We start from the raw sequence: 24,609 nt of genomic DNA, 5'->3' as shown, positions 1-24,609 counted from the left end.
CTGATGGCACGCTTTCTTTGTCATTCGTCGGTAACCGCCAGCGCCTCGCGCCGACGTCACTTGCCTGCGTAATCCGCCAGCGCCGCCACATCCTCGCCGAACATCTCGCCGACTTCCTTGCGCAGCACTTTGCCGTCGCGGCCAATCACGTAAAGCTCCGGCAACCCGCGCCGCTTGCCGAGCGCCGCCTGCCACGCCTCGTTATCCATGCCGGCCGGGAACGTGTAGCGATGCGCCTTGAGATAGTCGATCGCCTCGGACGGCTTCTTGTCGATCGACAGCGTGACGATCTGGATCGGCTTCCCGCGCGTGGCCTCGTACAGCTTCTGAAGATGCGGATTCTGCTGCGCACAGAACGGGCACCACGACGCCCAGTACTCGACGATCACCGTGCGGCCCTTGAACGATTCGGCCGGCAACGTCTTGCCGTCAAAGGTCACCAGCGACGGCAGCGTGACCGTGTCGCCCACCTCCACCGCTTGCGCGGGCATGCCGAAAGCCATGATGGCAGCGCCGAACATGGCGAGCGCCGCCCGCCGCGCGGCGTTGTCGCAGGCGGTTCGAATCGAACGAAACAGGGATGTCATGAGGAACTCCGGAAGCCAGCCGGTCACCTGTCGTCTTCACGCAGGCAGCCGGCCGGTACGGCAGACGACTTACTGATTGACCGGCGAGGCCGGGTCGAGCAACAGCGCCATCACGTCTTTCAACTGCTGTTCGGTCAGGATGCCCGCTGCACCGAAACGCGGCATGTTCGAGCACGCCATGTAGCTGTGCGAGTCATAGACCTTGGCCCACGTGTACTTCACGACTTCGGGCGAATCGCCGCGCAGCTTGCCGTAGTTGTACAACGACGGACCGATGTTGCCGAACGAGATCTCGGTCTTGGTCAACTGGTGACACGCGTAGCAGTTGCCGCCGTTGACCGTGTCGGCCTTGTCGGTGAACTGCATGCCGCGACCGTTCTGGGCCACCTTCTCGCCCTCTTTCCAGTCGCCCAGATACTTGCCGTCAGCCGGTGCCTTGACGGCGGCCAACTCGGCCTTCTGCAAACGCTCGGCAATCTTGGCCGGCATCGGCTTCGTCGCGTATTGCGTGCACAGCTTCTGCAATTCGCTCTGATCGATACGGTCGAGTTGTGCGATGCCCGACGCACGGAACGAGTCGCGCAACTCCTGCACGACAGCAGCATCGGTCGAGCCGGTCACGAGCTTCGTGCCCTCGCCCTGTGCAAATGCCGCGCCGATGACGAGTGCCCCGGCCGCGCCCAGCACGGCGGTCGCCGTGCGCAATGCGAATGATTTCATGGGTGTGCCTCGTGATCGGTCAGCGCTTCAGGCCGGGGGCGTCCATCTTGCCGCCGTTGGCCATCACACCGAGGAAGGTAATCAGATCGATCGACGCCTGCGAGCCGTAATTGAGCTCAGGCATGCGCTGCTGACGGAAGCAGTCGTACATGCGCCACTGAATCGTGCGCAGTGCGCCTTGCGAGACACGATAGCCCGGCCACGTCGCGAACGCCTGACGGGCGGCGGCGGGCTTGGTCAGATTCGGCAGATCCTGCAAGCGGATGCGCTTGTCGTCAGACCCGTGGCACGACGCGCACGAGAAGTCGTACGGACCGGCACGGTAATAGAAAATCTTCTGGCCGCGCGCGTAGGCATCCTTCTCTTCCTTGTGCGCCTGCGGCACATGGATGACGGCGCCGCGCGACTGGCCCGCCACATAGGCGGTCAGCGACTCGAGATCGGTCGGGTCCTGCCCTTCCTTCGAGAACGGCTGCTTGATGACGTCGGCCCGCTTGAAGCCTTGCAGATTCACCATGCATTCGACGATGCGCGACTCGGCGTCGAGCACGCGTTTTGCATCGGGGAAATAGCGGGGCAGTTGTGCGTAGGCGTCTTTCACGACACCGGCACCGAGGCCGAGATCGCATTGCGCGAGCGAGACGTTGTTCGGGCCACGCGGCGTTTTCCAGAGCTCTTCGCCGCGCATCTCGATCAGTTCGGCCGGATTGCCGTCGGCGAGCATCTCGCGATATTGCGCGATCGCGTCGGCGGTCGATTGACCGGCGGCAAATGCGGGGGCGCTGACACCCGCGATGGCGAACATACCGCCGAGCACTGTCCGACGCAGCCATGTTTTGTGTCGCGGGGTGCTCACCCGTGCGCTATCTTGCGCATCAAGCATCTGACTCTCCTCTGTGTGGGTTGTTCGGCGCATCGCGAGGAGACTCCCCGCGAGCGCCACCGCGCACTTCCCGGCGCTTGATTCCTGCACGGCGACGACTCGTAGTTGAGTCGTGCTTGAGTCGTGCTTAAGGCGTGTCAGGCGACTGCCGTCTCGTCGGTACGTGTGTCGCCCTTGTTGTCGACCCACGTGACCGTGACCTTGTCACCCTTCTTGGCGCCCTTGAACTTGAACGACAGGAACGGATCCTTCGACACCGCCGGACCCCATTCCGCCGTCAGCACGGTCTTGCCGTTGCAGGCCACCGTCACCGTCTGGATGAAGTGTGCCGGCACGATATTACCGGAAGCGTCTTTGCGCTGGCCGGTTTCCATGATGTGGCTCATCAGCACCTTGACCTCGACGACTCCGCCGGCCTCGGTTGCGCGAATGCGCATCGGATTACCCATGTGTGGCTCCTCGTTATTCTCTTCGCGCGCTTAACCGCCGCAGCCGCCCAGCGTGACCTTGATTTCCTTCTCGGCCACGAGGTACTTGTTGTCCGCCTTGACGAGCGCGTAGACCTTCGAGGTCTGGCCCATCTTGACGCGCGTGGTCACCGACGGGTCGGTGCCATCGGGAATGTCGAACGACGCCGCGAGGGTGTTCGGATTCTTCTCGATCAGAATCGCGATCGATTGCGTGTTCGGTGCCTTGCTCGTAACCGCCACCGGCACGACTGCACCGTTCTCGGCAATGTCGGGTGCGGTGAGCACGACCAGATCGCTCGGGCTAGCGCTCGTGCCACCCAGTGCCTTGACCGTATCGGCCACGCTCTTGGTCGCAAACGCCGCCTTGTTCCACTGCGCTTCGGCCGCGCGTGCCTCTTCGGGCTTGATCAGCCCGGCGGCCACCGCCAGTCCCATTACCGCGGAAAACCGCAGCATGTCGCGTCGCTGTTGGTTCATCTTCGTGTGTTTCCTTCTCTGAAGGCCGCCGATGCGAAACATCCTGAACGCACCGGCCGCCGTTCGCTCATCCGGCCCCCTCGCGAACGAGGCGTGCCGCCTGAGCCCCCTGCCCCGGACTTACTTCGCCGGGGCGCCTGCCAGAACCCAATCCACCAGGATCTTGGCGTCGGCATCCGACATGTTCGGGTGCGCCGGCATCGGGATCGGACCCCAGACGCCTGCACCGCCACCCTTCACCTTCTTCACCAGCTTGGCCACGGCATCCTTGTCGCCCTTGTACTTGGCAGCGACGTCCTGATAGGACGGGCCCACGAGCTTCTTGTCGACGGCGTGGCAACCCATACAGGCGTTGGCGGCAGCAAGCTTGGTCGCTGCGGCAACGTCGACACCGGCGTGTGCCAGCGAGGTACCGGCCAGCATCGCGGCGGCGATCAACAACTTTTTCATCGTATCTCCTTCGATTTATGTAGGGGACGGTGTCCTGCGGCGGCAAGCGGAACAAAGCGCTGCCGTCGGACACCTTGCCCGCTCACTGTGCACCACGGAGAATCCAGTCGACCATCGTACGGACGTCGGTTTCGGCAACCTGCGACTGCGGCGGCATTGGCATGCTGCCCCAGTTACCGGCGCCTCCGGCACGTATCTTCGCCACCAATTTTTCAGTCGCATCCGACTGCCCATGGTACTTGGTGGCGACCTCCGAAAAGGCGGGCCCGATCTTCTTGTCGGTAACGCCGTGACAGGCCAGACAACCGTTCTTGTCCGCAAGCGTTGCTGCCGGTGACGTCACAGCGGCGGTTTGAGCCGGTGCGTCCGGACTCGCCATGCCAAGCGTGGCGAGAGCCGCCATCTTGCGCACCGACGCATTTTGCGCGGCGGTGCCTGAGAGCGGCGGCAGCTTCGTATCGACACCGCGCACCGGTCCGATGACACGGTTTTGCGCGGCCAGATCTCCATGTGCGTCGCGGGCGTACGCAGGGAGTGCGGACGTCACGATACCAGCCCCGGGACAATCCTGCATACACGCACTGTTATGGGTATCCGGTTTGTCTCCCACGCGCCACATGCCGTGCGCGCGCGTCATGCCGTTGCGGTTGGGCATGCGCTGCTGCACGTCGGCGATGTTCTTGTCGGACAGCACGAAATCGGCCGGCACGATCTCGCCCAAATTCAGAATATAAGCGGTGACCGCATAGACTTCGTCGGGCGTCAGTGATCGCGGCGCGTTCCAGGGCATCGCGCGGCGGATGTAGTCCCAGATCGTGGAGACCGTATTCACCTTCATCAGCGTGGTGCGCACCGGCTGGTTGTTCGCGCGCAGCGACGCAACGTGACCGGTCTTGATGTCGTCGTCCGTGGTGCCGCCCACCAAGGGATTGAACACCTCGTTGCTCTCGCCGAACGTGCCGTGGCAAGACGCGCAGCGTGCGTCGAAGAGCTTCTGCCCGTCGGCCACTGAACCTTGCCCCTTTGGCAGCCCCTTGAAGTCGGGACGCACGTCGATGTCCCACGCACTCAGTTCGGCGGGCGTGGCGTCACGGCCGATGCCGGCGGGTGCCTTGATCGCAGGCGCAGCGGAGGTAGTCGCGGGGGCGGCATGGGCAGAGGTGCTCATCCATGCGCTCACGGTCAGCCCGGCCACGGCAAGCGCGCTCGCCCACAGGCAGGCGGCCGCAGCGGCCTGCAACCGGTGACGCAACACGGCGCGCCGGTTCGGCTTGGCCATACCGTACGATTTAGTCGACGTGGACATTGGTCACCTCCCCGCTGGCGGCCACTTGCCACGTCTGGATCGCGTTGTTGTGATAAATCGACTTGGTGCCGCGCACATCGCGCAACTGGCGATAACGCGGCTGCACGTAGCCCGTCTCGTCCACCGCACGGCTTTGCAGCAGCGCGGGCGAGCCATCCCACTGCCAGTCGAAGTTGAAGCGGGTGAGGCACTTGGGCAGCACGGGCGACTCGATGCGCGCCGCGCGCCACGACTTGCCGCCATCGGTCGACACATCGACGCGTTTGATGCGCCCGCGTCCCGACCATGCCAGCCCCGTCACGTTGAAATAACCGCGATCGAGCAACGCCTGGCCGCCCGACGGCGACGTGATCACCGACTTGCACTCCTGAATCGACGTGTACTGACGGTGTTGACCGTCCGGCATCAGGTCGACGTAGTGACTCGTTTCATCCTTGGCATTCCACGGCGCATCGCCGATCTTGATGCGGCGCAGCCATTTCACCCACGACACGCCCTGCACACCGGGCACGACCAGACGCAGCGGGTAGCCATTCTCCGGACGCAGCATCTCGCCGTTCATGCCCCATGCCACGAGCACGTCCGAGAGGGCGGCTTCCATCGAAATGGTGCGCGTCATGCCGGAGCCGTCGCCGCCTTCGGCGAGCACGTACTGACCACGCTTGATGTCGGCGCCCACGTCGTCGAGCAATACCGACAACGGCACGCCGGTGAACTCGCAGCACGAGAGCATGCCGTGCGTGTACTGCACCGTGGGCACGGCCGAGTTGCCCCACTCCATGCCGGTGTTCGCGCCGCACTCGATGAAGTGCATGCGCGAGACGGACGGCAACCGCATGATGTCGTCCATCGTGTAGACCTTCGACTCACGCACCATGCCGTGCACCATCAGCCGATGCTGGGTCGGGTCGATCTCCTGCCAGCCCTGATGGTGACGCTCGAAGTGCAGGCCGCTCGGCGTGATGATGCCGAACAGACCCTGAAGCGGCGTGAAGGCAACCGACGCCTGTGTCGTCTGCGTGAGCCCCGGCGATTGCCGGCGTTGCAGATTGACTTCGAATTTCGACGGCATGCCGTACGGGCGGGCGGCCACCGGCTGACCCAGTGACGTCGCCCACGGACGCGGCTCGAGGATCATCGGATCGCCATCGCCGAGCGACTTGGGGGCGTCGGCGGCAAAAGCGGCACCCCCGGCGAGCGCGGCGCCGGCGGCAAGAAAGCTGCGTTGCAGGAAATTGCGGCGTGTGGGGTTCAGCCCGTCACGGGCGATGTCGCCGGCCAGTGTGCCGTCGATGAAATTCTCCGGAGCCCGGCGCAACCGGCCGGCTCGCGATGTGCTATCGCTGGTCTTGCTCACCCTGTCTCCTCGCGTTTTGTGGCGCCCGAGCGCGTCGCGAAGGACACGGATCGGGCTAGAGCCGGTTCACATCACCTCGTGCGAACCCACCCTGGAACCTCGCGCGGTCTCGTCGCCGCGCTGCACTACGGGTCTTGCAATGTTGCGATGTTGCTTCGTATGGCGCTGACGCCAGCCGCGTTACTGACCGCGCGGCATGAAGCCGTCGACGGCACGGTGCGGCAGCGCCTCCTCCTCGAGCCGGCCGGCCACCTGCACGCACACGGCGCGACAGATCTCGACCACCCCGGTATCCGCAATCGTGTAGTACACCTGATTGCCTTCCTTGCGACGCCCCAGCACACCGGCCTGATACATCGCATTGAGGTGTCGCGAGACGTTCGTCTGCGACGAATTCACCGCCGTCACCACATCGCTCACCGACTGTTCGCCACCGCACAAGGCATGCAGAATGCGCAGCCGGGTCGGCTCGGAGAGCAGGCTGAAGTAGTGAGATACCTTTTCGAATACGCGGTCGAGTTCTTCCATGACGTTCGGCAATCAAGTTCGTGTGAAGGCGTGAATGAGACCGTATATGCCTACATACGCATATACGGATAATCGAAATAACGGGCGAGATAAGCAAGCTGCGCTGCAACATATCGGAGGCCGATCTATTGCGCGGCATCTGGCCGATTTGCGAGATGAAAATCAAGTTTCCATGTATACCGCCGGATATAGCGCGCAGCGGGTTATGCCGCAGCGAGTGGGTCGTGACGACGCCTGCTGGCAAGTCGCTCGACGGCCTCGACGGGGCGCGTATCGATGGCATCAGGGAAAAACCTGATAAGAAAAATGACGCGGGACGTCGCACCAGAGCACTCCGCTCTGCGTACGACGTCCCGAATGACGTCAGCGGCAAGTCACCGCACATGCGGCTCACTCGAATTGGTAAGAGTAATTGGCGTTGAACCGCAGCGGCCGGTTCGGCGAATTGGTCGGCGCATCGGCCATCGGCTTCGCAACCGACAGATCGAGCGTGTAGTACTTCTTGTCGGAGATCCGCACGCCGAGGCCGACCGACGCGAGACTGTTGTGCACGACCTGTCCGTAGTTCACATAGACGCGCGCTGTGTCCGCGATCAAGTAGGGCTGGACCGTCTTCAGATAGCGGAAATCGGTGCGGAACAGGCGGTTGATCTCGATCGACGCCCCCCAGCCCTTGTCGCCGGCCACTTCACCCGCCGGATAGCCGAGGCCGTAGCGCGTGCCCCCGAACGTGGCCTGCTCAGACGTCGGCAACGTATTGCCGCTGTACTGCGCGCCTGCCGAGACGACGACGCCGAAGTCCCACGGCAACACTACGCCCTGCTTGGCATCGAGCGTGAAGCGCCAGAACCCCAGATCGTACGGTCCGAGAATTTGCTGAATACCGGCAGGCTGCGTGGTGTACGACTGGCTCGCGCCCAGTCCGTTGAAACCCTTGAACACGCCCAGCGTGGCGCTGCGCGTCTGTTTGTCGGTGACTTCGTTATAGGCGAGTTGCACCTGCGCGGCGCGTACGTTTGCCTGCGAATTGATGAAGTTCGGCGAGTCCGGCACTTCGTACCGGTCGCGCGAATTGACGCCGTACATGCCGCCGCTGGCCGTCAGGCTGCGCTGGTTGTTCAGCAAAATCGGATACGACAGGCTCACGGCCACGCGCTTGGTATCGAGGTGGCGCGTGAGCCCCGCCAGGGCCTGATCGTCAGGCTGCCCGCGATAGTGCGACGCATCCAGACGCGCTTGCAGCCCATTCGAGCCGAGCGGCTGAATATAGGACGCCGAGTAGAACTCCTCGTCGTTGTGCCCCTTCGGCGCGATGGCCGTCAGTTGAATCTGTTCGCCCAGCGGCGTCAGCGCGTTGCTCGTCACCGTGAACACGCCGCGAATGCCCGGGTTGTTGTACGAGAGCGACGTGCCCGCTGCGATCGGCTGGCGCGAGACATCGAGCGAGAGCTCGGTGGCGCCGTCGGTCTGTGTGGGCGGCTGCACGTCGGCCTTGATCTTCATGCCGGGCACGAGCGTGAGCAGGTTCAGGTAGCGCTCGAACGTGGCGCGCTTGAGCGGGCGCTCGGCTTCGATGTGCGCCGCGATATCGCGCAGACGCTGTTCGGACGGCCCCGGCTTGCCGGTGATCTTCGTGGACGAGATATAGCCTTCGACGATGGTCACACGCACGAAGCCGTTGGCGAAGTCCTGCGCAGGCACGAACGCGAACGACAGCAGGTAGCCGGCGTCCTGATACATCTTCGTGACCTGATTGGCCTTCTCGACCAGATCGCCGATGGTGACTTCCTTGCCGGCCATCGGCGCGAAGAGCGCCGCCACCTGATCGAACGGGATCGACTTCACGCCTTCGATACCGAAACGCTGCGGCGTAATCGGCCGTGCCAGCAACGCCTTGAGGGCGTCGTCCTGCGAGGGCGGCTGGATGTGGATGGTGGCAGGCGCTGCCTTGGGTGCCTCGATCTTCGGGATGCTTTGCAACGGGTCGCCGCGCACCGGGCTGCTGTCGGCCCACGCCGCCTGGCTGGTGAGCCACCCGCCGATACCAACGACGGCGAACGCGGTAGCGGAAGCAGAAACGGCACGGTGGACGATGCGAACTACGCTGACAACTTTACGGCTGCGAACGGTCTTGACCGAGTCCCCGCGCGTGTCGCGCGACGCAAGACGGGACCCTCCCTGGCGATACGCCATCCCTATGCCCCCCAGCTTATTTTTTCGTGGAGCCAGTGTAACCGAGAGGCCTCAGGCCCCGTCAATGAAGGAAAGCAGGGGGACTGAGGCGCTCGCGCAACAACCGGGCGACAAGTCAGCGCGACGGCGATGGCACCGGGGTTTCGCTACTTAGAGAAACCCTTCCAAACGCGCTGGACTATTACCTTGCAGGACGAAATACCGCCGGGTGGCGCATCAGGCCAGCATGTCGGCCCAGATTCCCTGCGCCCACGCGAGCCCGAGCGCGAACTCGTCGCGGTTGGCATGTGGCGACGCCCCGCCTGTACCGGGCACCGGCAGCATGGTGCGTTGCGCCGCGTCGTAGCGATGGACGCTTGCGACGTGCATGGCCTGCGTTGCCGAGACGAACGTGTAGCAAGTGTTGCTATAGAGCGGTTCGGGGTTGACCGGGCGGCCCGCCAGCGTCGCGACGATGGCCGCCGCGCACACTTTGCCGTGCTGGTTGGCCATGTGGCCCGACTTGGGCATTTGCGGCGCGATCTGTACGGCGTCGCCCAGCACGTGAATGTCGGGTTGCGCCGTCGAAGCGAAGGTCAGGAAATCGACGTCGCACCAACGATCGTTGGCGGTAGCGAGTCCGCTCGCGGTCGCGATGTCGCCCGCACGCATCGGCGGAATGACGTTCAGGACATCCGCGCGCACCTCTTCACCCAACTCGAAGCGGGCGATTTGCTTCGCGCCGTCCAGCGCGACTTCCGTGCAATTGAACTGCGGGTGGTACTCGACGATGCCAGCGAACTCGGTACGCCAGACTTCGTGAAACTGCTCGGCTTCGGCCAGCACCTCATCGTTGGCGTCGAAGATGAGCACTTTCGCGCGCGGCTTGTGTTGCTTGAGCCATGCGGCGGCCTGACAGGCGCGCTCGTAAGGCGCGGGCGGGCAGCGGAACGGTGCTTCGGGAATCGTGATGGCGAAGACGCCGCCCTCGGGCATCGCCTGCAAGCGGGCGTGCAACGCGGCGCTCTCGCGTGCATCCGTCCAGCCGACGGGCAACGCCTCGCGAACGGTGGCGTCGTTGAAGCCTGCGATGGCATCGCGACGCAACGCAATGCCGGGCGACACGATCAGCTTGTCGTACGGGAGACGGCTGCCGTCGGCGAGTTGCACTTGCTTGCGCGCGGCGTCGATGGCGCTGGCGCGTGTACGTCGCCAGACCACGCCGTGGCGGGCGGCCAAGCGGTCATAGGGCACCGTGAGGTCGCTCACGCGCAGGTTGCCGCCAACGACGAGATTCGACAACGGGGAGGACACAAAGGCCGCATTCGGCTCGACCAGCGTCACCTCGACGGTGTTGCCCGACAGCATGCGCAGATATTTGGCGGCGGTCGCACCGCCAAAGCCGCCGCCGATGATGACGACACGGGCGCGCCCTTTGATCGGCGTGACCCATGGATTGGCGGCAGATCCGGGCGGCGCGGCAAACGCGCCGGACATGCCGGTCAGCGCTGCCACCGAGCTCATACCAAGGAGAAAGTCGCGACGATGCATGGCGCGGCCTATTGGGGAGTGCGCGCCGCTTCGGGCGCCGGACTGACGGGCGCCGCGCGAGACCGGGCAGGCGGCTGAGATTGAGATGGCGGAAGCGGCTGCGCAATGGGCTGTGCAGCGAAGTAAGCCGCGATGCGTTGCAACTCGTCGTCGCGATAGCCCTTGAGGAGCTGCGGCATGAGTGTGGCTGGACGGGCCCCATCCCCCTTCGCGTTGCGCAGCGCTTGCAGTGCGGCGACGAGTTCGGCAGCCGGACGCCCTCCGAGTTTCGACAACGCGGTTTTGCCTGCGCTCACCGGGGCGGCCGCGCTATGGCAACTCATACAGGCCATCGCCCAGTCACGGGCTTGCCAGTCGGGTTGGGGCTGCGTTGACGGTGCCGCCGTCGCCATCGGCCCGATCGCCAGCGCGCCCAGAATGAATAGCGCCGGCATCGCCCCAAGACGATGCCGGCGGTTCGAACCCTCCGGGTGCTGTGCGCTAATCCGCGCCATCCGCGACGTCAGTTGCCCGTGCGCGTGGACGGACCGGGCTTGATCGGCGCGTCGCTGATCGGTGCGGGCGTCGCCAACGGCTTGGCCGTCACGGTATCGGTGCCGATCGGTGTCGTGGTCACGGTGGCGGCATTGCTGTCGTCACCCTGCGCCGGGGCCGGGTTCTTCTGCGCTTCGGTCGACAGACGTTGCGCCTCTTCCGGCTTCACGTATTCATACAGCTTGATGACTTTCTGCACGCCATCGATACGGCTTGCGACGTTGGCGGCGATGCGGCCTTCTTCTTCCGAAACCAGGCCCATCAGATAAACATCACCGCGCTCGGTGACCACCTTGAACACGTTGGCCGAAATTTCCTTCGTGTTGATCAGGTTCGCCTTGACCTTGCTGGTGATCCACGCGTCGTTCGAGCGCGAGCCGAACGAGCTCTTCGGTGCGATAGCGAGTTCGTCGACGATGCCGCGCACGTTGCTGATCTGCTTGACGATGTCCACGGCACGTTGCTTGGTAGCGTCGTCCGGCACTTCGCCGGTCAGCAGTACGCGACGGTTGAAGACGGTCACGTTCACATGCACGGCGTCGGCGGTCAGCGTGTTGGCGGTATTGGCTTCCGCCTTGACCTGAATTTCACGGTCTTCCGTCTGCGCACCGACCGAGCGGCGGTCCGTGGCGACGAGTGCCCCGGTGGCAGCGCCGCCGAGGATGATGGGGGCGCAACCGGCCAGGGTTGCTGTGATCAACGCAGCCGCTACCAGCGGCCTGACTGCGCGTTGGAAACTCATCGGGCATTCTCCTTGTTGGATGGGTCGAACGGGCCGGCCCCCGCCGTCCCCTGCCGACACCGCCCGCCCCCGCGGACTGGTGTGCGTGATGATCTTGACGCCTTACGATGACATTAGGTTCACGCGTCGCCGAACAGCATCGCGTCGACCAGGTCGCACAGGCAGTGAATGGTGAGCAGGTGAACTTCCTGAATACGGGCCGTACGATCGGCCGGCACGCAGATATGGACGTCCAGTTCGCCGAGCACGGCGTTGACCTTGCCACCGCCTTTGCCGGTCAGAGCAATCACGTGCATCTCGCGCTCGTGTGCGGCCTCGATGGCGGCGAGCACATTGCCCGAATTGCCCGACGTGGTGATGGCCAGCAGGATGTCGCCGGGTTGCCCGAGCGCACGCACCTGCTTGGAGAAGATGGCGTCGAAGTTGTAGTCGTTGCCGACGGCGGTCAGGATCGACGAGTCGGTGGTGAGTGCGATCGCGGGAAGTTCGGGGCGTTCGCGCTCGAAGCGGCCGACGAGTTCGGCGGCGAAGTGCTGGCAATCGGCTGCCGATCCGCCGTTACCGCAGGCGAGGATCTTGTTGCCGTTGGACAGCGCGTTGAACATGACCTCGGCGGCGGCGGCGATGGGGTCGGCGAGCACGTCGCGCGCGGCCAGCTTGGTTTCGACGCTATCCGTGAAGTGTTGTTGAATTCGTTCGATCGACATGGTCGTTGAGCCAGGGTGTCGCAAAAGCTGTCGGCCCGGTCTGGGCGCAGTGTCCCTGCATGGCCGACGATCAAAGCCGTCACCCTGAAAATCCCGGAAAAGCCCGAGGACGCTCGGAGACGGCACTTTCGCAAGTGTAACAGGGCGCGCCCGGCCGGGTTTCGTCATACCCGCGTCACACCTCGTCGGCGCGGAAGGCGTCGGGCAGCCAACTGACCACGGCGGGATGGCCGTCGAAAGCGACGACGTCGAAGCGGCAGCGCCCGGCCGGGCGCCTAAGCAGATAGTGGCGCGCCGCAAGCGTCAGCCGCCGGCGTTTGGTATGTGTGATGCTCGCGGCGGCCCCGCCGAAGTCCGCCCGGCGGCGGGCGCGCACCTCGACGAACACCAGCACCCCGGCGCGATCGCGCATAATGAGGTCGATTTCGCCGCCGCGGCACCGATAATTGCGCGCGACGAGCCGCCAGCCGCGGCGCTCCAGCATCGCCTGAGCGCGGGCTTCAAACGATTCTCCAAGCTGATTCGACATGGTTGTTCCGATCTGTACCCCGATGTGCTCCGTCTTCGCCGTGCCGCGCGCCGCTGTTTGCGACGTTGGCCCGCTTCATGCAACTTGCGACGTGATCGCACCGACGGCGGGAGGCTGCTGAGATGGACGAGCGCTTGATGTCGCTGGCCGAAGGTCAGCACTACCCTGTCGGCACGCTCTATGTCGTGGCCACGCCGTTGGGCAACATGGCGGACATTTCGGTGCGCGCCCTGCATGTCCTCGGCATGGCCGACGCCATTGCCTGTGAAGATACGCGCAACAGCGCGCAGTTGTTGCAGCGTTATGGCATCGACAAGCCGCTGATTGCGGCGCACGAACACAACGAGAACACCGTGGCGACGCGGCTTGTGGAGCGTTTGCGGGCGGGCGAGCGCATTGCTTATATTTCGGACGCCGGCACCCCGGGGATTTCCGATCCGGGGGCGCGGCTCGTCGATGCAGTGCGTGCTGCCGGGCTGGGCGTGGTGCCGGTGCCGGGCGCGAGCGCGATCATCACGCTGCTCTCGGTAGCGGGCGCATGGGTGGAAACGTTCACGTTCGTCGGCTTCTTGCCATCGAAGTCGCAGCAGCGCGCGCAAGCGATCACGGCGTTGGCGGGCGCCACCGCAGCGCAGGTGTTTTACGAGGCCCCGCATCGCATTGTCGAGACCGTTGCCGCACTGGCCGAAGGGCTCGGGGCGGAGCGAAAGCTGCTGATCGGCCGCGAGTTGACCAAGCGTTTCGAAGAGATTCACGAGTGCGCGCTGGGCGACGGCGAAGCGTGGCTGAAAGCGGACGCCAACCGTCAGCGTGGCGAGTTCGTGCTGGTGGTGTCGGGTGCGGCGGCCAGTACGACCGACGATGGCGTGGATGCCGAAGCGCAGCGCGTGCTGGCGTTGCTGGTGGCTGAGCTGCCGACGAAGAGCGCCGCCAAGCTGGCTGCTGCGATTACGGGCGCGCCGAAGAACGCGTTGTACGAACGTGCGCTGGCATTGAAGAACGGCTGATCCGCAGAGCGTTTGCGGAAATTACGGGAGCGGCAGGCCCTCTTCCAATTCGGAATACTCCGAGGAGGCCTCTGGCGACTCCCCATCGGCCCACCCAAGAAAAAGCCCGCCGAAGCGGGCTTTTTCATTCTGCGGATTTGCTAATCGGCCGGTCAGCTCAGCAGCAGCGCGTCGTCGTCGAGTTGTTCGCCGCGGGTGCGCTCGAACATCTGGAGGAGGTCGGGGACGTCCAGCCCCTTGCGCTCTTCGCCCGACACGTCCAGCACGACTTTGCCCTGGTGGAGCATCACCGTGCGGTCGCCGTAGTCCAGCGCCTGACGCATGCTGTGCGTGACCATCATCGCCGTCAGCTTGCTCTCCTGCACGATACGCGCCGTCAGTTCCAGCACGAACGCCGCCGTCTTCGGATCGAGCGCCGCCGTGTGTTCGTCGAGCAGCAGAATGCGCGACGGTTGCAACGACGCCATCAGCAGACTCACCGCCTGACGCTGACCGCCTGAGAGCAGGCCGATACGGTCCGACAGTCGATTCTCAAGCCCCAAATTCAGCAGACTCAATTTCTCGCGGAACCGCTCGCGCAACGGCTTGTTCAACGCCAGCCGGAAACTGCGGCTCTCGCCACGCTTCACCGCCAGCGCCATGTTCTCTTCAATGGTCAGCGCCTCGCAGGTGCCCGCCATCGGGTCCTGAAACACGCGTGCCACCTGACTCGCCCGCTGCCACGCCGTCTTCTTCGTGACGTCGTTGCCGTCGATCGAAATCGTACCCGTGTCGACAATCAAGTCGCCACTGATCGCGTTCAGGAACGTCGACTTGCCCGCCCCGTTCGAACCGATCACCGTCACGAATTGCCCCGTCGGAATGTCCAGCGACATGCCGCGCAGCGCACGGTTTTCAATCGGCGTACCCGGGTTAAAAGTGATCTTCAGGTCTTTTGCGCTCAACATGATCAGGCACCCCCGTTCTTGCGCGGAAACAGCTTGCGACGCGTGGCCGGCAACACCAGTGCCACCGCGACGAGCAAGGCCGTCACCAAGTTCAGGTCCTGCGCCTTCAGACCGATGAAATCGCTATTGAGCGCCAGCGCGATGAAGAAGCGATACAACACCGCTCCGACCACCACCGCCAACGTCGTGAGAATGAGCCGTCGCGCCGGCAAGATCGTCTCGCCGATGATCACCGCCGCCAGACCGATCACGATGGTACCGATCCCCATCGAAATATCCGCCCCGCCCTGTGACTGCGCAAACAGTGCCCCGGCAAGGGCCACCAGCGCATTCGACAACGCCATCCCCGCCAGAATCTCGTGCCCCGTGTTCACGCCTTGTGCGCGCGCCATGCGCGAATTCACACCGGTCGAGCGCATGGCCAGACCTTGTTGCGACGAGAAGAAGTAGTCGAGGCCGAGCTTCACCACCGCCACCACGACCAGCAGCATGAGCGGGCGCAGCACGAAGTCAGGCAGCCATTGCGGGGCGTTCTCGGGCAACAACATCGTGAAGACCGTCGGCGAAGTGATCAGCGGCACGTTCGGTGCGCCCATCACACGCAGGTTCACCGAGTAGAGCGCGATCATCATCAGGATACTGGCGAGCAGATCCATGATCTTCAGGCGCACATTGAGCCAGCCGGTGATGAAACCGGCCGTGGCACCCGCCGCCATCGCGCCGGCTGTGGCCAGAAACGGATTGGTGCCGGCAGCGATCAACGTGGCGGCAACGGCACCGCCGAGCGCAAAGCTGCCGTCAACGGTCAGGTCGGGAAAATTGAGGATGCGAAAGGAGATCAGCACCCCGAGCGCCACCAGACTGAAGATCAAGCCGATCTCCAGGGCGCCCATCATAGAAAAAAGGGACATTTTTCGTAATTCCACTACACAAGACGATCCGCACCGGGTCTCGGTGAGGCGCGCCGTTGGGGGGACTCAAGCGGAAAAGAGCGGCGGGGACAGGTCATGTCCGGTCGCCGCCCTGTCGCTCACCGGCAAGGCAGGCCGTTCGCCCGCCACACCGGCATCACGCTCGCGTTATTGCTTGATGACCGTCTTGGCTTCTTTCACCAGATCGTCCGACAGCGTCACGCCTTGCTTGGCCGCGGCCGCCGTGTTGACGAACAGTTCCAGGTTCGAGCTGGTCTGCGAAGCGATCGCACCCGGCTTTTCACCCTTCAGAATGCGCACCACCACCTTGCCCGTCTGACGGCCCAGATCGTAGTAGTTGATGCCCAGTGCCGCAATGGCGCCACGCTTCACGCTGTCGGTATCCGACGCCACCAGCGGGATCTTGCGATCGTTGGCAACCTTCACCAGCGACTCGTAAGCCGACACGACGTTGTTGTCCGTGTTCGTGTAGATCACGTCGACCTTGCCGACCAGGCTGTTGGCCGCCGAGCTGATGTCGACGGTACGCGGTGCAGCGGCTTCAACCAGCGTCAGGCCCGCGGCGGGCAGCAGCTTCTTGAGTTCGTTGACGACCACGACCGAATTGGCTTCGCCCGGGTTGTACACCATGCCCACGCGCTTGGCGTTCGGCACGACGCGCTTGATGAGAGCCACCTGCTTGTCGAGCGGCAGCTTGTCCGACACGCCGGTCACATTGGTGCCCGAGGCGTCCCAGCTCTTGACCAGTTGTGCAGCGACCGGATCGGTCACGCCCGAGTACACCAGCGGCACGCTCTTCGTCGCGGCAGCGACAGCCTGAGCCGTCGGCGTAGCGATGCCGATGATCGCGTCCGGCTTGTCGCCGACAAACTTGCGGGCGATCTGCGCCGCGGTCGACACGTTGCCTTGTGCGCTTTGATATTCCCACTTGAGGTTCTTGCCGGCTTCGAAACCTTCAGCCTTGAGTTCGTCGCGCGCGCCGTCACGGATGGCGTCGAGTGCCGGGTGCTCCACGATGGCCAGCACGGCCACCGACTTCGTATCCTGCGCGAATGCGGCGCCGGTTGTCCCCAACATCGTTGCGGCCACCGCGCACAACAGGGTGCGCTTGGCGTATTTGCCCATGGTCGACATCAAAACTCCTCCAGGATTGCTTTTTGAAAGGTGCGCCGTGCCCGGGTCTCTGCGGGCCTCATTCGGATGCACTTAAAGCGTGCACCTGCGCGTGGGGCACAGTCTACCCACATCCCCAGCAGCGAACAACGGTTGCCAACGCAACCGATGGCGAGGCCCGCCACATATCGGATTGCGCCCAAACACTGGCAGAACTGTGCGGCAATCGGAAAAAAATTAGTCGATTCGGGCGCATGTATTCATACCCGCGCACATTCATGCGAAGCGTTCAGCCAATGAGATACGCCGAAACGGCCAGTTCGCGATGAAAAAACCGGGACGCGTTACGCGATTCGCGTCAGATAGTGACCGATGGCGTCCCACTTTTTAAGACGCGTCCGATTCGAATTCGAGACGGCATGCTGTCCGCAGGCACCGGCATGGGCCGCGAAGAACGGATGACGCGAGGGGAATACAGCGAGGAGATTACGCGGGCGAAACCCGGCGCTCAGGGCGCGTTATTACTTTGGTCGAGGCCGAGCGCGGCGACTTCGCTACGCGACAAGCGGCGAATTTCAACCTTCGCGTGGCCCGAGCGAATGAAGTCGAGTTGTTTGGCGGCGCCGTAGGAGAGATCGATGATGCGATTGCGCGTGTACGGGCCGCGATCGTTGATCTTCACCACCACCGTCTTGTCGTTGGCCACGTTACGCACAAGGACGAAGCTTGCCAGCGGCAGTGTGGGATGCGCGGCCGTCAGTTCGTTCATGTCGAACGCCTCGCCGGTGGCAGTGCGTCGGCCGTGAAACTTCTTGCCGTACCACGAGGCCGTGCCGGTTTGGTAGAACGTGCCCGCATCGGCGCGCAGGCGAGCTTCGCCATCGCGGTCCGGGGCGTTCGGATCGCCGGGGTTCAGGCCTTCGTTACGGTAGGCCCGGCCGGGCCAGTGAAGATCGAAGCTTGAGCCAACGGGTGCGTTGGCTTCACGCGAGCGCGTACGGACGTCTGTCGCCGAGGGGGCGGCAGCCGTCTGGCTGGGTGGTTCGAGCGGCGTTGTGCAGGCTGTCAACGTCAGGGCGAGGGCGCAGCCGACCGCGAACCGTGTGAGCATGTCGCGTGTTCGCATAGCCCGCAAGTTTAACACGCCGTCAAAGTCAACCCATCAGCGAGCGTTCACTTACATGGCGTGGCTTGTTTACAAAGCGTTACGCAAAAGCGATGTAACGCCCGAAGCCCCCGCCCGGCGGGCGATTTCGGCTAGGCATTGCCTAATTCGCGCGCTCTGAGTACGTCGCTGTGCAGGCGGCGAGCCCCCTGCCCGACTTACAATAAGCGAAAACCGCGTCCCCGATACCTCATGAACGTCACCCTGATTCCTGTCACGCCTTTCCAACAGAACTGCACGCTGCTCGTCTGCGACGCGACCCAACGGGCCGCGGTGGTCGACCCGGGCGGCGATATCGACCGCATCGTCGGCGAGATCGAGCGCCAAGGGGTGACGCTCGAGAAGATCTTCCTCACGCACGGCCATCTGGACCATTGCGGCGGTGCCGGCGAACTGGCGGCCAAATACGACGTGCCCATCGAAGGTCCGCATCCCGACGACGCCTTCTGGATCGATCAGTTGGAAGCCCAGAGCGCGCGCTTCGGTTTTCCCGAGCCGCAGAGCTTCACGCCGGACCGCTGGCTGGGCGACGGCGATACCGTCAACTTTGGCGACGTCACACTGGATGTCTTTCATTGCCCGGGGCACACGCCGGGCCACGTGGTGTTCTTCTCGGCCGATGAGCGGCTGGCGAGCGTCGGCGACGTGCTGTTTGCCGGGTCCATCGGCCGCACCGACTTCCCGCGCGGCAACCATGCCGACCTGATCGCATCGATTCGCGACAAGCTCTGGCCGCTGGGCGACGACGTTACCTTCATCCCGGGGCACGGCCCCGTGTCGACGTTCGGTCAGGAGCGCGAGACCAATCCGTACGTGGCCGACGCCGTGCTCGCCCGGAGCGGCGCATGAGCACCACCGTCTCCCGCGTGCCGTCGCGCATCATCCCCGTCGACGAAGAAATTTTTGTCAGCACCGACGTCGAGGCCGACGGCCCGATTCCCGGCCCGCACTCGATGCTGAGCTTTGCCTCGGCGGCCTACACGGCCGACAAGGAGCTCATCGGCACCTTCAGCGCGAATCTGGAATTTTTGCCCGATGCCAAGGGCCATCCGCTCACGATGAAGTGGTGGAAGACCGAACCCGAAGCGTGGGCGGCCTGCCGCATCGATCCGGAAGATCCGGCCAAGGCGCTGAAGGCGTACGTGAAGTGGGTCGAGAAGCTGCCGGGCAAGCCCGTGTTCGTCGCCTACCCGGCGGGGTTCGATTTCACGTTCATGTTCTGGTACATGATGCGTTTTGTCGGCCGTTGCCCGTTCTCGTGGTCGGCGCTCGACATCAAGACGCTGGCGTTCGCGATGACGGGCATGCCGTATCGCAAGTGCATCAAACCGCGTTTGCCGCAGGTGTGGCTCGACCCGCTGCCGCACACGCACGTGGCGCTCGACGACGCGCTCGAACAGGGCGCCCTCTTCTGCAACATGCTGGCGGAGTTGCGCGAACAGCAGAAGACGCTGGCCGCTTTGCCCGAATGGCAGGGCGCCGGGTTGACGGCCAATGCCGACAAGCCGGTGTTCGGTTCGGCGGCGGCACAAGCGGCGACAGCGACAGTGGCGGCGGCGGCTGAATCGACCGAAGCCCCGGCCGCCGAGGCGGGCCCGGAGAAGGACAGTACGGCGCAACGTTGAGCCATTGCGCCGTCGCACTGCGGGGGCCTCGCCCCCCCCTCCTGCCGACTTAGCTGACTTAGCTGACTTAGCTGACCTAAGACACCTCGTCCTTAAATCTCGCTTACAGCACCTCGTTCGCCAGTTCCGGCGGACGAGCGATCACGGCCTTGTCGCCGTTGACGACGATGGGACGTTGCAGCAGCTTCGGATGCTTCGCGATCGCCGCCAGCAACTCATCGTCGGTCAACTCCTTGTCCGACAGCCCCAACTCCGTGTACTCCGTCTCGTTGCTGCGAATCATTTCGCGCACGGGCACGCCCAGCAGTTTTTGCAGGCGCTTGAGTTCTGCCGCCTTCGGCGGTGTCTTCAGATATTCGATGATTTGCAGATCGCTGCCGCCCACGGCCGGCGAGCCTTCCACCAGCGCCAGCGCTTCGCGCGACTTCGAGCAGCGCGGGTTGTGATACACGGTAATCATGGACACTCCAATGCGTCAAAAACAGGCAAACGTTCACCCTTCGAACGTGCGCTCCGAGTATGCATGGTATCGTCGAATGCCGCTACTGAGGTCACAGCACAGACCCAGTAACTGACCCGCAATACCTAATCGGAATCACCTGATCCGCTTCACCCGATCATTACCTCGCAACTTCACCGTAATGTCCGCGTATCGAACCGACGGCAGCGCCCGGCCCTTGCCTCTGACAGGCATGGTTGCGCGCCCGGCCGCACCGCTGCGGGTTTACCGCGCGGCGCAGCGTGCGTGCACCGCCTAAGCTAGGCGATGAGCGCTGTCTGCGGCACGATCCGGCCCCTCAGGAGACAGTGACATGGCAGGACGCTTCATCAGCATCGAGTCGCGCGACGGCAAGACCTTTCAGGCGTATCTCGCCTTACCCGACGCGAGCAAGGGCGGCAACAACAAGGGCCCGGGCCTGGTGCTATGTCAGGAGATTTTCGGCGTGAACGCGCACATTCGCGAACTTGCCGACCGCTACGCCGAAGAGGGCTACGTCGTACTGGCCCCCGACCTGTTCTGGCGCATCGAGCCGGGCATCGAACTCGACTACTCACCGGGTGGCTGGCAGCGGGCGTTTGCGCTGTTCCAGAGTTTCGACGTCGATCTCGGCATGGAAGACGTGGGTGCGACCGTCGATGCCGTGCGCGCGCTGCCCGAATGCGTGGGCGGTGTCGGTGTGGTCGGCTATTGTCTGGGCGGCAAACTCGCCGCATTGTCCGTCACGCGCACCAGCGCCGATGTCGCCGTGGGTTACTACGGCGTCGGGCTGGAGCAGCATGTGGAAGAACTCGCCGGCGACCATCCGCCGCTCGTGCTGCATATTGCCGAACTCGACAAATATGCCCCGGCCGAGGTTCGCGAGACGCTCAATGCTCAGTTGGGCGAACACCCCAACGTCACCCTCTATACGTACCCCGACGCCGATCACGCATTTGCCCGGCCCGGCGAACACTTCAACCGGTCGGCGAACCAGCTTGCGCACCAGCGAACCATCGGCGCATTGCGCCGGGTCATCGGTCCGCATTTCGATTTCGCCTCCCTGTGGGAAACGCACTGCGCGTACGAATTCGCCATCCGCGAGATCGATCCGCTGATGAAGACCATGGTCGACGAGCCCTACGTCAATCACATCCCGACGATGACGGGCGGGGTCGGCCATCAGCAACTCGCGCACTTCTATCGCAATCACTTCGTCAACAGCAACCCGCCGGATACCAAGCTGGTGCCGATCTCGCGCACCATCGGCGCGACGCAACTGGTCGATGAGCTGCTGTTCTGCTTCACGCACACGACGCCGGTCGACTGGATGCTGCCGGGTGTGGCACCGACCGGGCGCCGTGTCGAGATTCCGCTGGTGGCCATCGTGCGATTCCGGGGCGGCAAGCTCGAACACGAACATATCTATTGGGATCAGGCGAGCGTGCTCGTGCAGATCGGGTTGCTCGATCCGACCGGGTTGCCGGTCGCCGGCATCGAGACGGCGCGCAAATTGCAGGATGAGAATCTGCCGTCCAACACACTGATGCCGAACTGGTCGTTCGGTACCCGGCCGCACTAGGCAAGACACTAGGCAAGACCGCAGGTGATTCACGGTGGCCGTCGCGGGCTTCGAGGTTTGAATATCGCGTTTGCGGCGGCCACCGGATAGCAGGACGTGGCAAGACAAAGAAGCGTCGCTGATCTGGCAGGAGACGCCCATGAAAACCGAATCCTCTCCTAATGCGCGTCGCGTTCGCGCAGCCTCCCGGCTGGCCTCCGGAAGCGGACTGATGGCCAGCCTGATCGGCAGCCTCGCAATGCTGGCCAGTTGCGCCAATCCCGATTTCGCCCCCAAGTCGCCACTCGTCCTCGACTTCACGCCCGGCAACGTGCCGCTCACCGCGCTCGATCAATACAAGATCGCCGCCGCGCAGCGCGTGACCGAAGTCAACGCGAAACAGATCACCCCGGGCAATCCGCAGCCGATGCTGCGCTCCGTCGTGTCGCTGGAATACTGGGTCGATCGCAACGGCAACATCACGCAAGTGCTGCTGTATCGCAGCAACGGCGATCACGAGGCCGAGCGCATTGCGGTGGCGAGCTTGCGCCGGGCGAGTCCGTTGCCGGCGCCGAGCCGCGCACTGGTCGACAGCAGCGGCCGGGTGCGCGCCGTCGAGACATGGCTTTTCAATAATGACGGACGGTTTCAGGTTCGCAGCGTGGCCGCGCCTCAGGTCGACGGCCAGTGATATCGTGACGGGCATATGCCCATCCGCTTCACGCGACGGAGAGTCTGACCATGCCGCGATTTGCCGCGAACCTGACCCTGCTTTATCAGGAAGTCCCGTTTCTGGAACGTTTCCGCGAGGCCGCCGCCGATGGCTTCCGTGGGGTGGAATGCCTGTTTCCTTATGAGCACCCCGCCAACGAGGTGCGCGCGCGACTCGACGACGCCGGCCTCACGCAGGTGCTCTTCAATACCCCGGGTGGCGACTGGGCCAGCGGCGAGCGCGGTCTCGCCGCGCTGCCCGGACGCGAAGCGCAGTTTCGTGACGGACTCGAACTCGCGCTCGACTACGCCGACACGCTCGGTTGCCGCCAGTTGCACGTGATGGCGGGCTGCCCCGATGCTTCGCAGTCGCCCGAGCAATGCCGGGCCGTCTATCTGGACAACCTAGCCTATGCCGCCGAACAAGCGGCCGCTCACGGCGTGACCATTCTCATCGAGCCGATCAATCCGCGCGACTTCCCGCGCTACTTCCTCAACCGACAGGATCAGGCGCAAGCCATTCGTCAGGAAGTCGGCGCCAGCAACCTCAAAGTGCAGTTCGACGCGTATCACTGCCAGATCGTCGAAGGCGACCTCGCGATGAAGTTGCGCCAGCACATCGCGAATATCGGGCATGTGCAGGTCGCGGGCGTGCCTGCGCGGCATGAACCCGACACCGGCGAAGTCAACTATCCCTTCCTCTTCCGGTTGCTGGATGAACTGGGTTACGCGGGCTGGATCGGTTGCGAATATCGTCCGCAGGGCGAAACGCGTGCGGGCCTTGGCTGGCTCAAACCGTGGTTGCGCAGTGCCGCGCGCTGACGAAGCCACCGGCGACGCAGCCAACGACTTGTTCGACAAATTACGCAGGGATAAATCGATTTCCGAATTTCACTCGGATGGCGAAGCATTTCTGTGACGCGCGATGACAGCGAGGGCAAAAGAAACCGTTTGCATGACGCAATTCAGCGCATCGAGACGATCGCGTACCCACGTGTTTTACGTGTGTGTCGGAGAACGGGTGAGAAAAGATGTAGGACGTTTCGGACAAAAAAATGGCGGGACACTTGGGCCCGCCAAAACCACACGCTACGGGGTTAGCGCGAGGAGACCAGATTCGGAGCACTGTATCGAACCAGCTTGCAAATCGCGCCGGGGGACGCTCGTTGCCGATACAGTCGCGCTGCCGTGTTACCGGGGGATAAGCACTTCAGCGTTGAGATGCATTGTGGTTGAAACGTCTGAGGCGAGGGGTAACAAAGTGTTTCAGGTTGTAACACCTCGGCCCGAAAACGCCTCGAAAACGGGCATCACTCTCCTTGTCCGGCAAGCGTTTGACGCGTAACACCGAATTCGCCACTTGATTCGTCGTCCTGAGTAACTCATCTAATAGTGCGTCATCCCCGATCACCAGTCGGCAACGTCTCCGAATGATGCCGCCCCTCTCGGCAGTCGCCAGCCCCGGTTTCACGTCCTGCGCGTCAATGTGCTAAGTTCGGTCTTTGTGCGTGGCAGCATAGAACGCCATCCCAATTCGCAGTCCAACCGTTGACTCACCGGCCGGACCGGCCGACCCCGCATGGAAACCATCGAACGACTGGCACAGATCCTTGCGCGCGACCGCGTCATCGCGGTGGTGGGCTTATCGCCGCGGCCTGACCGCCCGAGCTTCACCACTTCGCGCTATATGCAGCAGCACGGGTACCGCATCGTGCCGGTCAACCCGCAGGCAGCCGACAGCGGCGAGCCCATTCTGGGCGAGACCGTGTACGCCAGCCTCACCGAGGCGGCCGATGCGTTACGCACCGAAGGGGTGCAGATTCAGATGGTCGACTGTTTCCGGCGTAGCGCCGACATCCCGCCCATTGCGGAGGAAGCCGTCGCCATCGGCGCCAACAGTTTGTGGATGCAGTTGGGTATCGAGAACGACGACGCGGCCGCCGCGGCATTGGCGGCCGGACTCGATGTCGTGATGGATCGCTGCGTCAAGATCGAACACCAGCGCTGGCAGATGCTTGGCGCAGGTCAGTCATAGCCCCAGTAAGACGACGAAAGAG

Annotated in this window: 27 protein-coding genes; 7 read left to right on the top strand and 20 right to left on the bottom strand. The window is 63.8% G+C overall.

Features of this window, described 5'->3' with window-relative positions; genetic code table 11:
• Positions 1–56: 56 nt before the first annotated feature.
• From CDV46_RS05315 to CDV46_RS05245, 15 genes are all read right to left on the bottom strand, one after another.
• Positions 57–521 carry a TlpA family protein disulfide reductase gene (locus CDV46_RS05315; protein ID WP_087691200.1) on the bottom strand — a complete coding sequence of 155 codons (465 nt, stop codon included), beginning with the start codon at positions 519–521 and terminating at the stop codon, positions 57–59.
• 135 nt (positions 522–656) lie between these two features.
• Complete coding sequence (soxX, locus tag CDV46_RS05310; protein ID WP_087691047.1) at positions 657–1,307, bottom strand: sulfur oxidation c-type cytochrome SoxX; 651 nt, start codon at positions 1,305–1,307, stop codon at positions 657–659.
• Between the two features lie 19 nt (positions 1,308–1,326).
• A complete protein-coding gene (gene soxA / locus CDV46_RS05305) occupies positions 1,327–2,112 on the bottom strand; it encodes a sulfur oxidation c-type cytochrome SoxA (protein WP_371328811.1) in 786 nt (261 codons plus the stop codon).
• Positions 2,113–2,327: 215 nt separating this feature from the next.
• The gene (gene soxZ / locus CDV46_RS05300; RefSeq protein WP_058376479.1) at positions 2,328–2,639 is read right to left on the bottom strand and encodes a thiosulfate oxidation carrier complex protein SoxZ; all 312 of its coding nucleotides are present in this window, start codon (positions 2,637–2,639) and stop codon (positions 2,328–2,330) included.
• Positions 2,640–2,669: 30 nt separating this feature from the next.
• Complete coding sequence (gene soxY / locus CDV46_RS05295; protein ID WP_058376480.1) at positions 2,670–3,137, bottom strand: thiosulfate oxidation carrier protein SoxY; 468 nt, start codon at positions 3,135–3,137, stop codon at positions 2,670–2,672.
• A gap of 120 nt (positions 3,138–3,257) precedes the next feature.
• Positions 3,258–3,587: a c-type cytochrome gene (locus CDV46_RS05290; RefSeq protein WP_058376481.1), complete on the bottom strand. Its 330-nt coding sequence runs from the start codon at positions 3,585–3,587 to the stop codon at positions 3,258–3,260.
• A gap of 82 nt (positions 3,588–3,669) precedes the next feature.
• Positions 3,670–4,767: a c-type cytochrome gene (locus CDV46_RS05285; protein WP_441339308.1), complete on the bottom strand. Its 1,098-nt coding sequence runs from the start codon at positions 4,765–4,767 to the stop codon at positions 3,670–3,672.
• A gap of 109 nt (positions 4,768–4,876) precedes the next feature.
• Positions 4,877–6,250, bottom strand: a complete 1,374-nt coding sequence (soxC, locus tag CDV46_RS05280; protein WP_087721952.1) for a sulfite dehydrogenase — start codon at positions 6,248–6,250, stop codon at positions 4,877–4,879.
• Between the two features lie 180 nt (positions 6,251–6,430).
• Complete coding sequence (locus CDV46_RS05275) at positions 6,431–6,778, bottom strand: ArsR/SmtB family transcription factor (RefSeq protein ID WP_058376483.1); 348 nt, start codon at positions 6,776–6,778, stop codon at positions 6,431–6,433.
• Between the two features lie 390 nt (positions 6,779–7,168).
• Entirely contained in the window at positions 7,169–8,971 is a 1,803-nt protein-coding gene (locus CDV46_RS05270) for a ShlB/FhaC/HecB family hemolysin secretion/activation protein (RefSeq protein ID WP_087691039.1), read from the bottom strand.
• A gap of 216 nt (positions 8,972–9,187) precedes the next feature.
• A complete protein-coding gene (locus CDV46_RS05265; protein ID WP_087721951.1) occupies positions 9,188–10,501 on the bottom strand; it encodes an NAD(P)/FAD-dependent oxidoreductase in 1,314 nt (437 codons plus the stop codon).
• An 8-nt stretch (positions 10,502–10,509) separates the two neighbouring features.
• A complete protein-coding gene (locus CDV46_RS05260; protein ID WP_087721950.1) occupies positions 10,510–10,935 on the bottom strand; it encodes a c-type cytochrome in 426 nt (141 codons plus the stop codon).
• Between the two features lie 68 nt (positions 10,936–11,003).
• A complete protein-coding gene (locus tag CDV46_RS05255; protein WP_058376487.1) occupies positions 11,004–11,777 on the bottom strand; it encodes a BON domain-containing protein in 774 nt (257 codons plus the stop codon).
• A gap of 119 nt (positions 11,778–11,896) precedes the next feature.
• Positions 11,897–12,484 (bottom strand): phosphoheptose isomerase, encoded by a 588-nt coding sequence (locus CDV46_RS05250; protein WP_058376488.1) that lies wholly within the window; start codon positions 12,482–12,484, stop codon positions 11,897–11,899.
• A 175-nt stretch (positions 12,485–12,659) separates the two neighbouring features.
• Positions 12,660–13,013, bottom strand: coding sequence for a YraN family protein (locus CDV46_RS05245; protein ID WP_087691033.1), 354 nt, complete (start codon positions 13,011–13,013; stop codon positions 12,660–12,662).
• Positions 13,014–13,135: 122 nt separating this feature from the next.
• Between CDV46_RS05245 and rsmI the strand changes: the two genes are divergently transcribed.
• On the top strand, positions 13,136–14,020 hold the full coding sequence (gene rsmI / locus CDV46_RS05240) for a 16S rRNA (cytidine(1402)-2'-O)-methyltransferase (protein ID WP_087691031.1): 885 nt from the start codon (positions 13,136–13,138) through the stop codon (positions 14,018–14,020).
• 152 nt (positions 14,021–14,172) lie between these two features.
• Here rsmI and CDV46_RS05235 read toward each other — a convergent pair whose 3' ends face one another.
• The 4 genes from CDV46_RS05235 to CDV46_RS05220 all read right to left on the bottom strand — a co-directional run bounded on the left by CDV46_RS05235 (position 14,173) and on the right by CDV46_RS05220 (position 18,123).
• Positions 14,173–14,967: an ABC transporter ATP-binding protein gene (locus tag CDV46_RS05235; protein WP_087721949.1), complete on the bottom strand. Its 795-nt coding sequence runs from the start codon at positions 14,965–14,967 to the stop codon at positions 14,173–14,175.
• A gap of 2 nt (positions 14,968–14,969) precedes the next feature.
• Complete coding sequence (locus CDV46_RS05230; RefSeq protein ID WP_087691028.1) at positions 14,970–15,878, bottom strand: ABC transporter permease; 909 nt, start codon at positions 15,876–15,878, stop codon at positions 14,970–14,972.
• A 168-nt stretch (positions 15,879–16,046) separates the two neighbouring features.
• On the bottom strand, positions 16,047–16,976 hold the full coding sequence (locus CDV46_RS05225; RefSeq protein WP_249277692.1) for an ABC transporter substrate-binding protein: 930 nt from the start codon (positions 16,974–16,976) through the stop codon (positions 16,047–16,049).
• Positions 16,977–17,520: 544 nt separating this feature from the next.
• Positions 17,521–18,123, bottom strand: a complete 603-nt coding sequence (locus tag CDV46_RS05220; RefSeq protein ID WP_087691023.1) for a septal ring lytic transglycosylase RlpA family protein — start codon at positions 18,121–18,123, stop codon at positions 17,521–17,523.
• A gap of 246 nt (positions 18,124–18,369) precedes the next feature.
• On the opposite strand from CDV46_RS05220, the gene CDV46_RS05215 reads away from it, so the two are divergent.
• Positions 18,370–19,026 carry an MBL fold metallo-hydrolase gene (locus tag CDV46_RS05215; RefSeq protein WP_087721948.1) on the top strand — a complete coding sequence of 219 codons (657 nt, stop codon included), beginning with the start codon at positions 18,370–18,372 and terminating at the stop codon, positions 19,024–19,026.
• Positions 19,023–19,802 carry an exonuclease gene (locus CDV46_RS05210; RefSeq protein ID WP_087721947.1) on the top strand — a complete coding sequence of 260 codons (780 nt, stop codon included), beginning with the start codon at positions 19,023–19,025 and terminating at the stop codon, positions 19,800–19,802. Before CDV46_RS05215 ends, CDV46_RS05210 begins: the two co-directional genes overlap by 4 nt.
• A gap of 103 nt (positions 19,803–19,905) precedes the next feature.
• Here CDV46_RS05210 and arsC read toward each other — a convergent pair whose 3' ends face one another.
• The gene (arsC, locus tag CDV46_RS05205) at positions 19,906–20,262 is read right to left on the bottom strand and encodes an arsenate reductase (glutaredoxin) (RefSeq protein WP_087691018.1); all 357 of its coding nucleotides are present in this window, start codon (positions 20,260–20,262) and stop codon (positions 19,906–19,908) included.
• A gap of 352 nt (positions 20,263–20,614) precedes the next feature.
• Between arsC and CDV46_RS05200 the strand changes: the two genes are divergently transcribed.
• From CDV46_RS05200 to CDV46_RS05185, 4 genes are all read left to right on the top strand, one after another.
• On the top strand, positions 20,615–21,862 hold the full coding sequence (locus CDV46_RS05200; protein ID WP_087721946.1) for a dienelactone hydrolase family protein: 1,248 nt from the start codon (positions 20,615–20,617) through the stop codon (positions 21,860–21,862).
• Positions 21,863–22,001: 139 nt separating this feature from the next.
• Positions 22,002–22,532, top strand: coding sequence for an energy transducer TonB family protein (locus CDV46_RS05195; RefSeq protein ID WP_140413298.1), 531 nt, complete (start codon positions 22,002–22,004; stop codon positions 22,530–22,532).
• A gap of 50 nt (positions 22,533–22,582) precedes the next feature.
• Positions 22,583–23,374 carry a 2-oxo-tetronate isomerase gene (gene otnI / locus CDV46_RS05190; RefSeq protein ID WP_087691012.1) on the top strand — a complete coding sequence of 264 codons (792 nt, stop codon included), beginning with the start codon at positions 22,583–22,585 and terminating at the stop codon, positions 23,372–23,374.
• A gap of 757 nt (positions 23,375–24,131) precedes the next feature.
• The gene (locus CDV46_RS05185; protein WP_087721944.1) at positions 24,132–24,587 is read left to right on the top strand and encodes a CoA-binding protein; all 456 of its coding nucleotides are present in this window, start codon (positions 24,132–24,134) and stop codon (positions 24,585–24,587) included.
• Positions 24,588–24,609: the final 22 nt, after the last annotated feature.

The organism is Pandoraea sp. PE-S2T-3 (assembly GCF_002179965.1).
Lineage (GTDB): Bacteria > Pseudomonadota > Gammaproteobacteria > Burkholderiales > Burkholderiaceae > Pandoraea.
The sequence above is the reverse complement of the archived record's forward strand: the minus strand, read 5'-3'. Positions and strand labels throughout refer to the sequence as shown.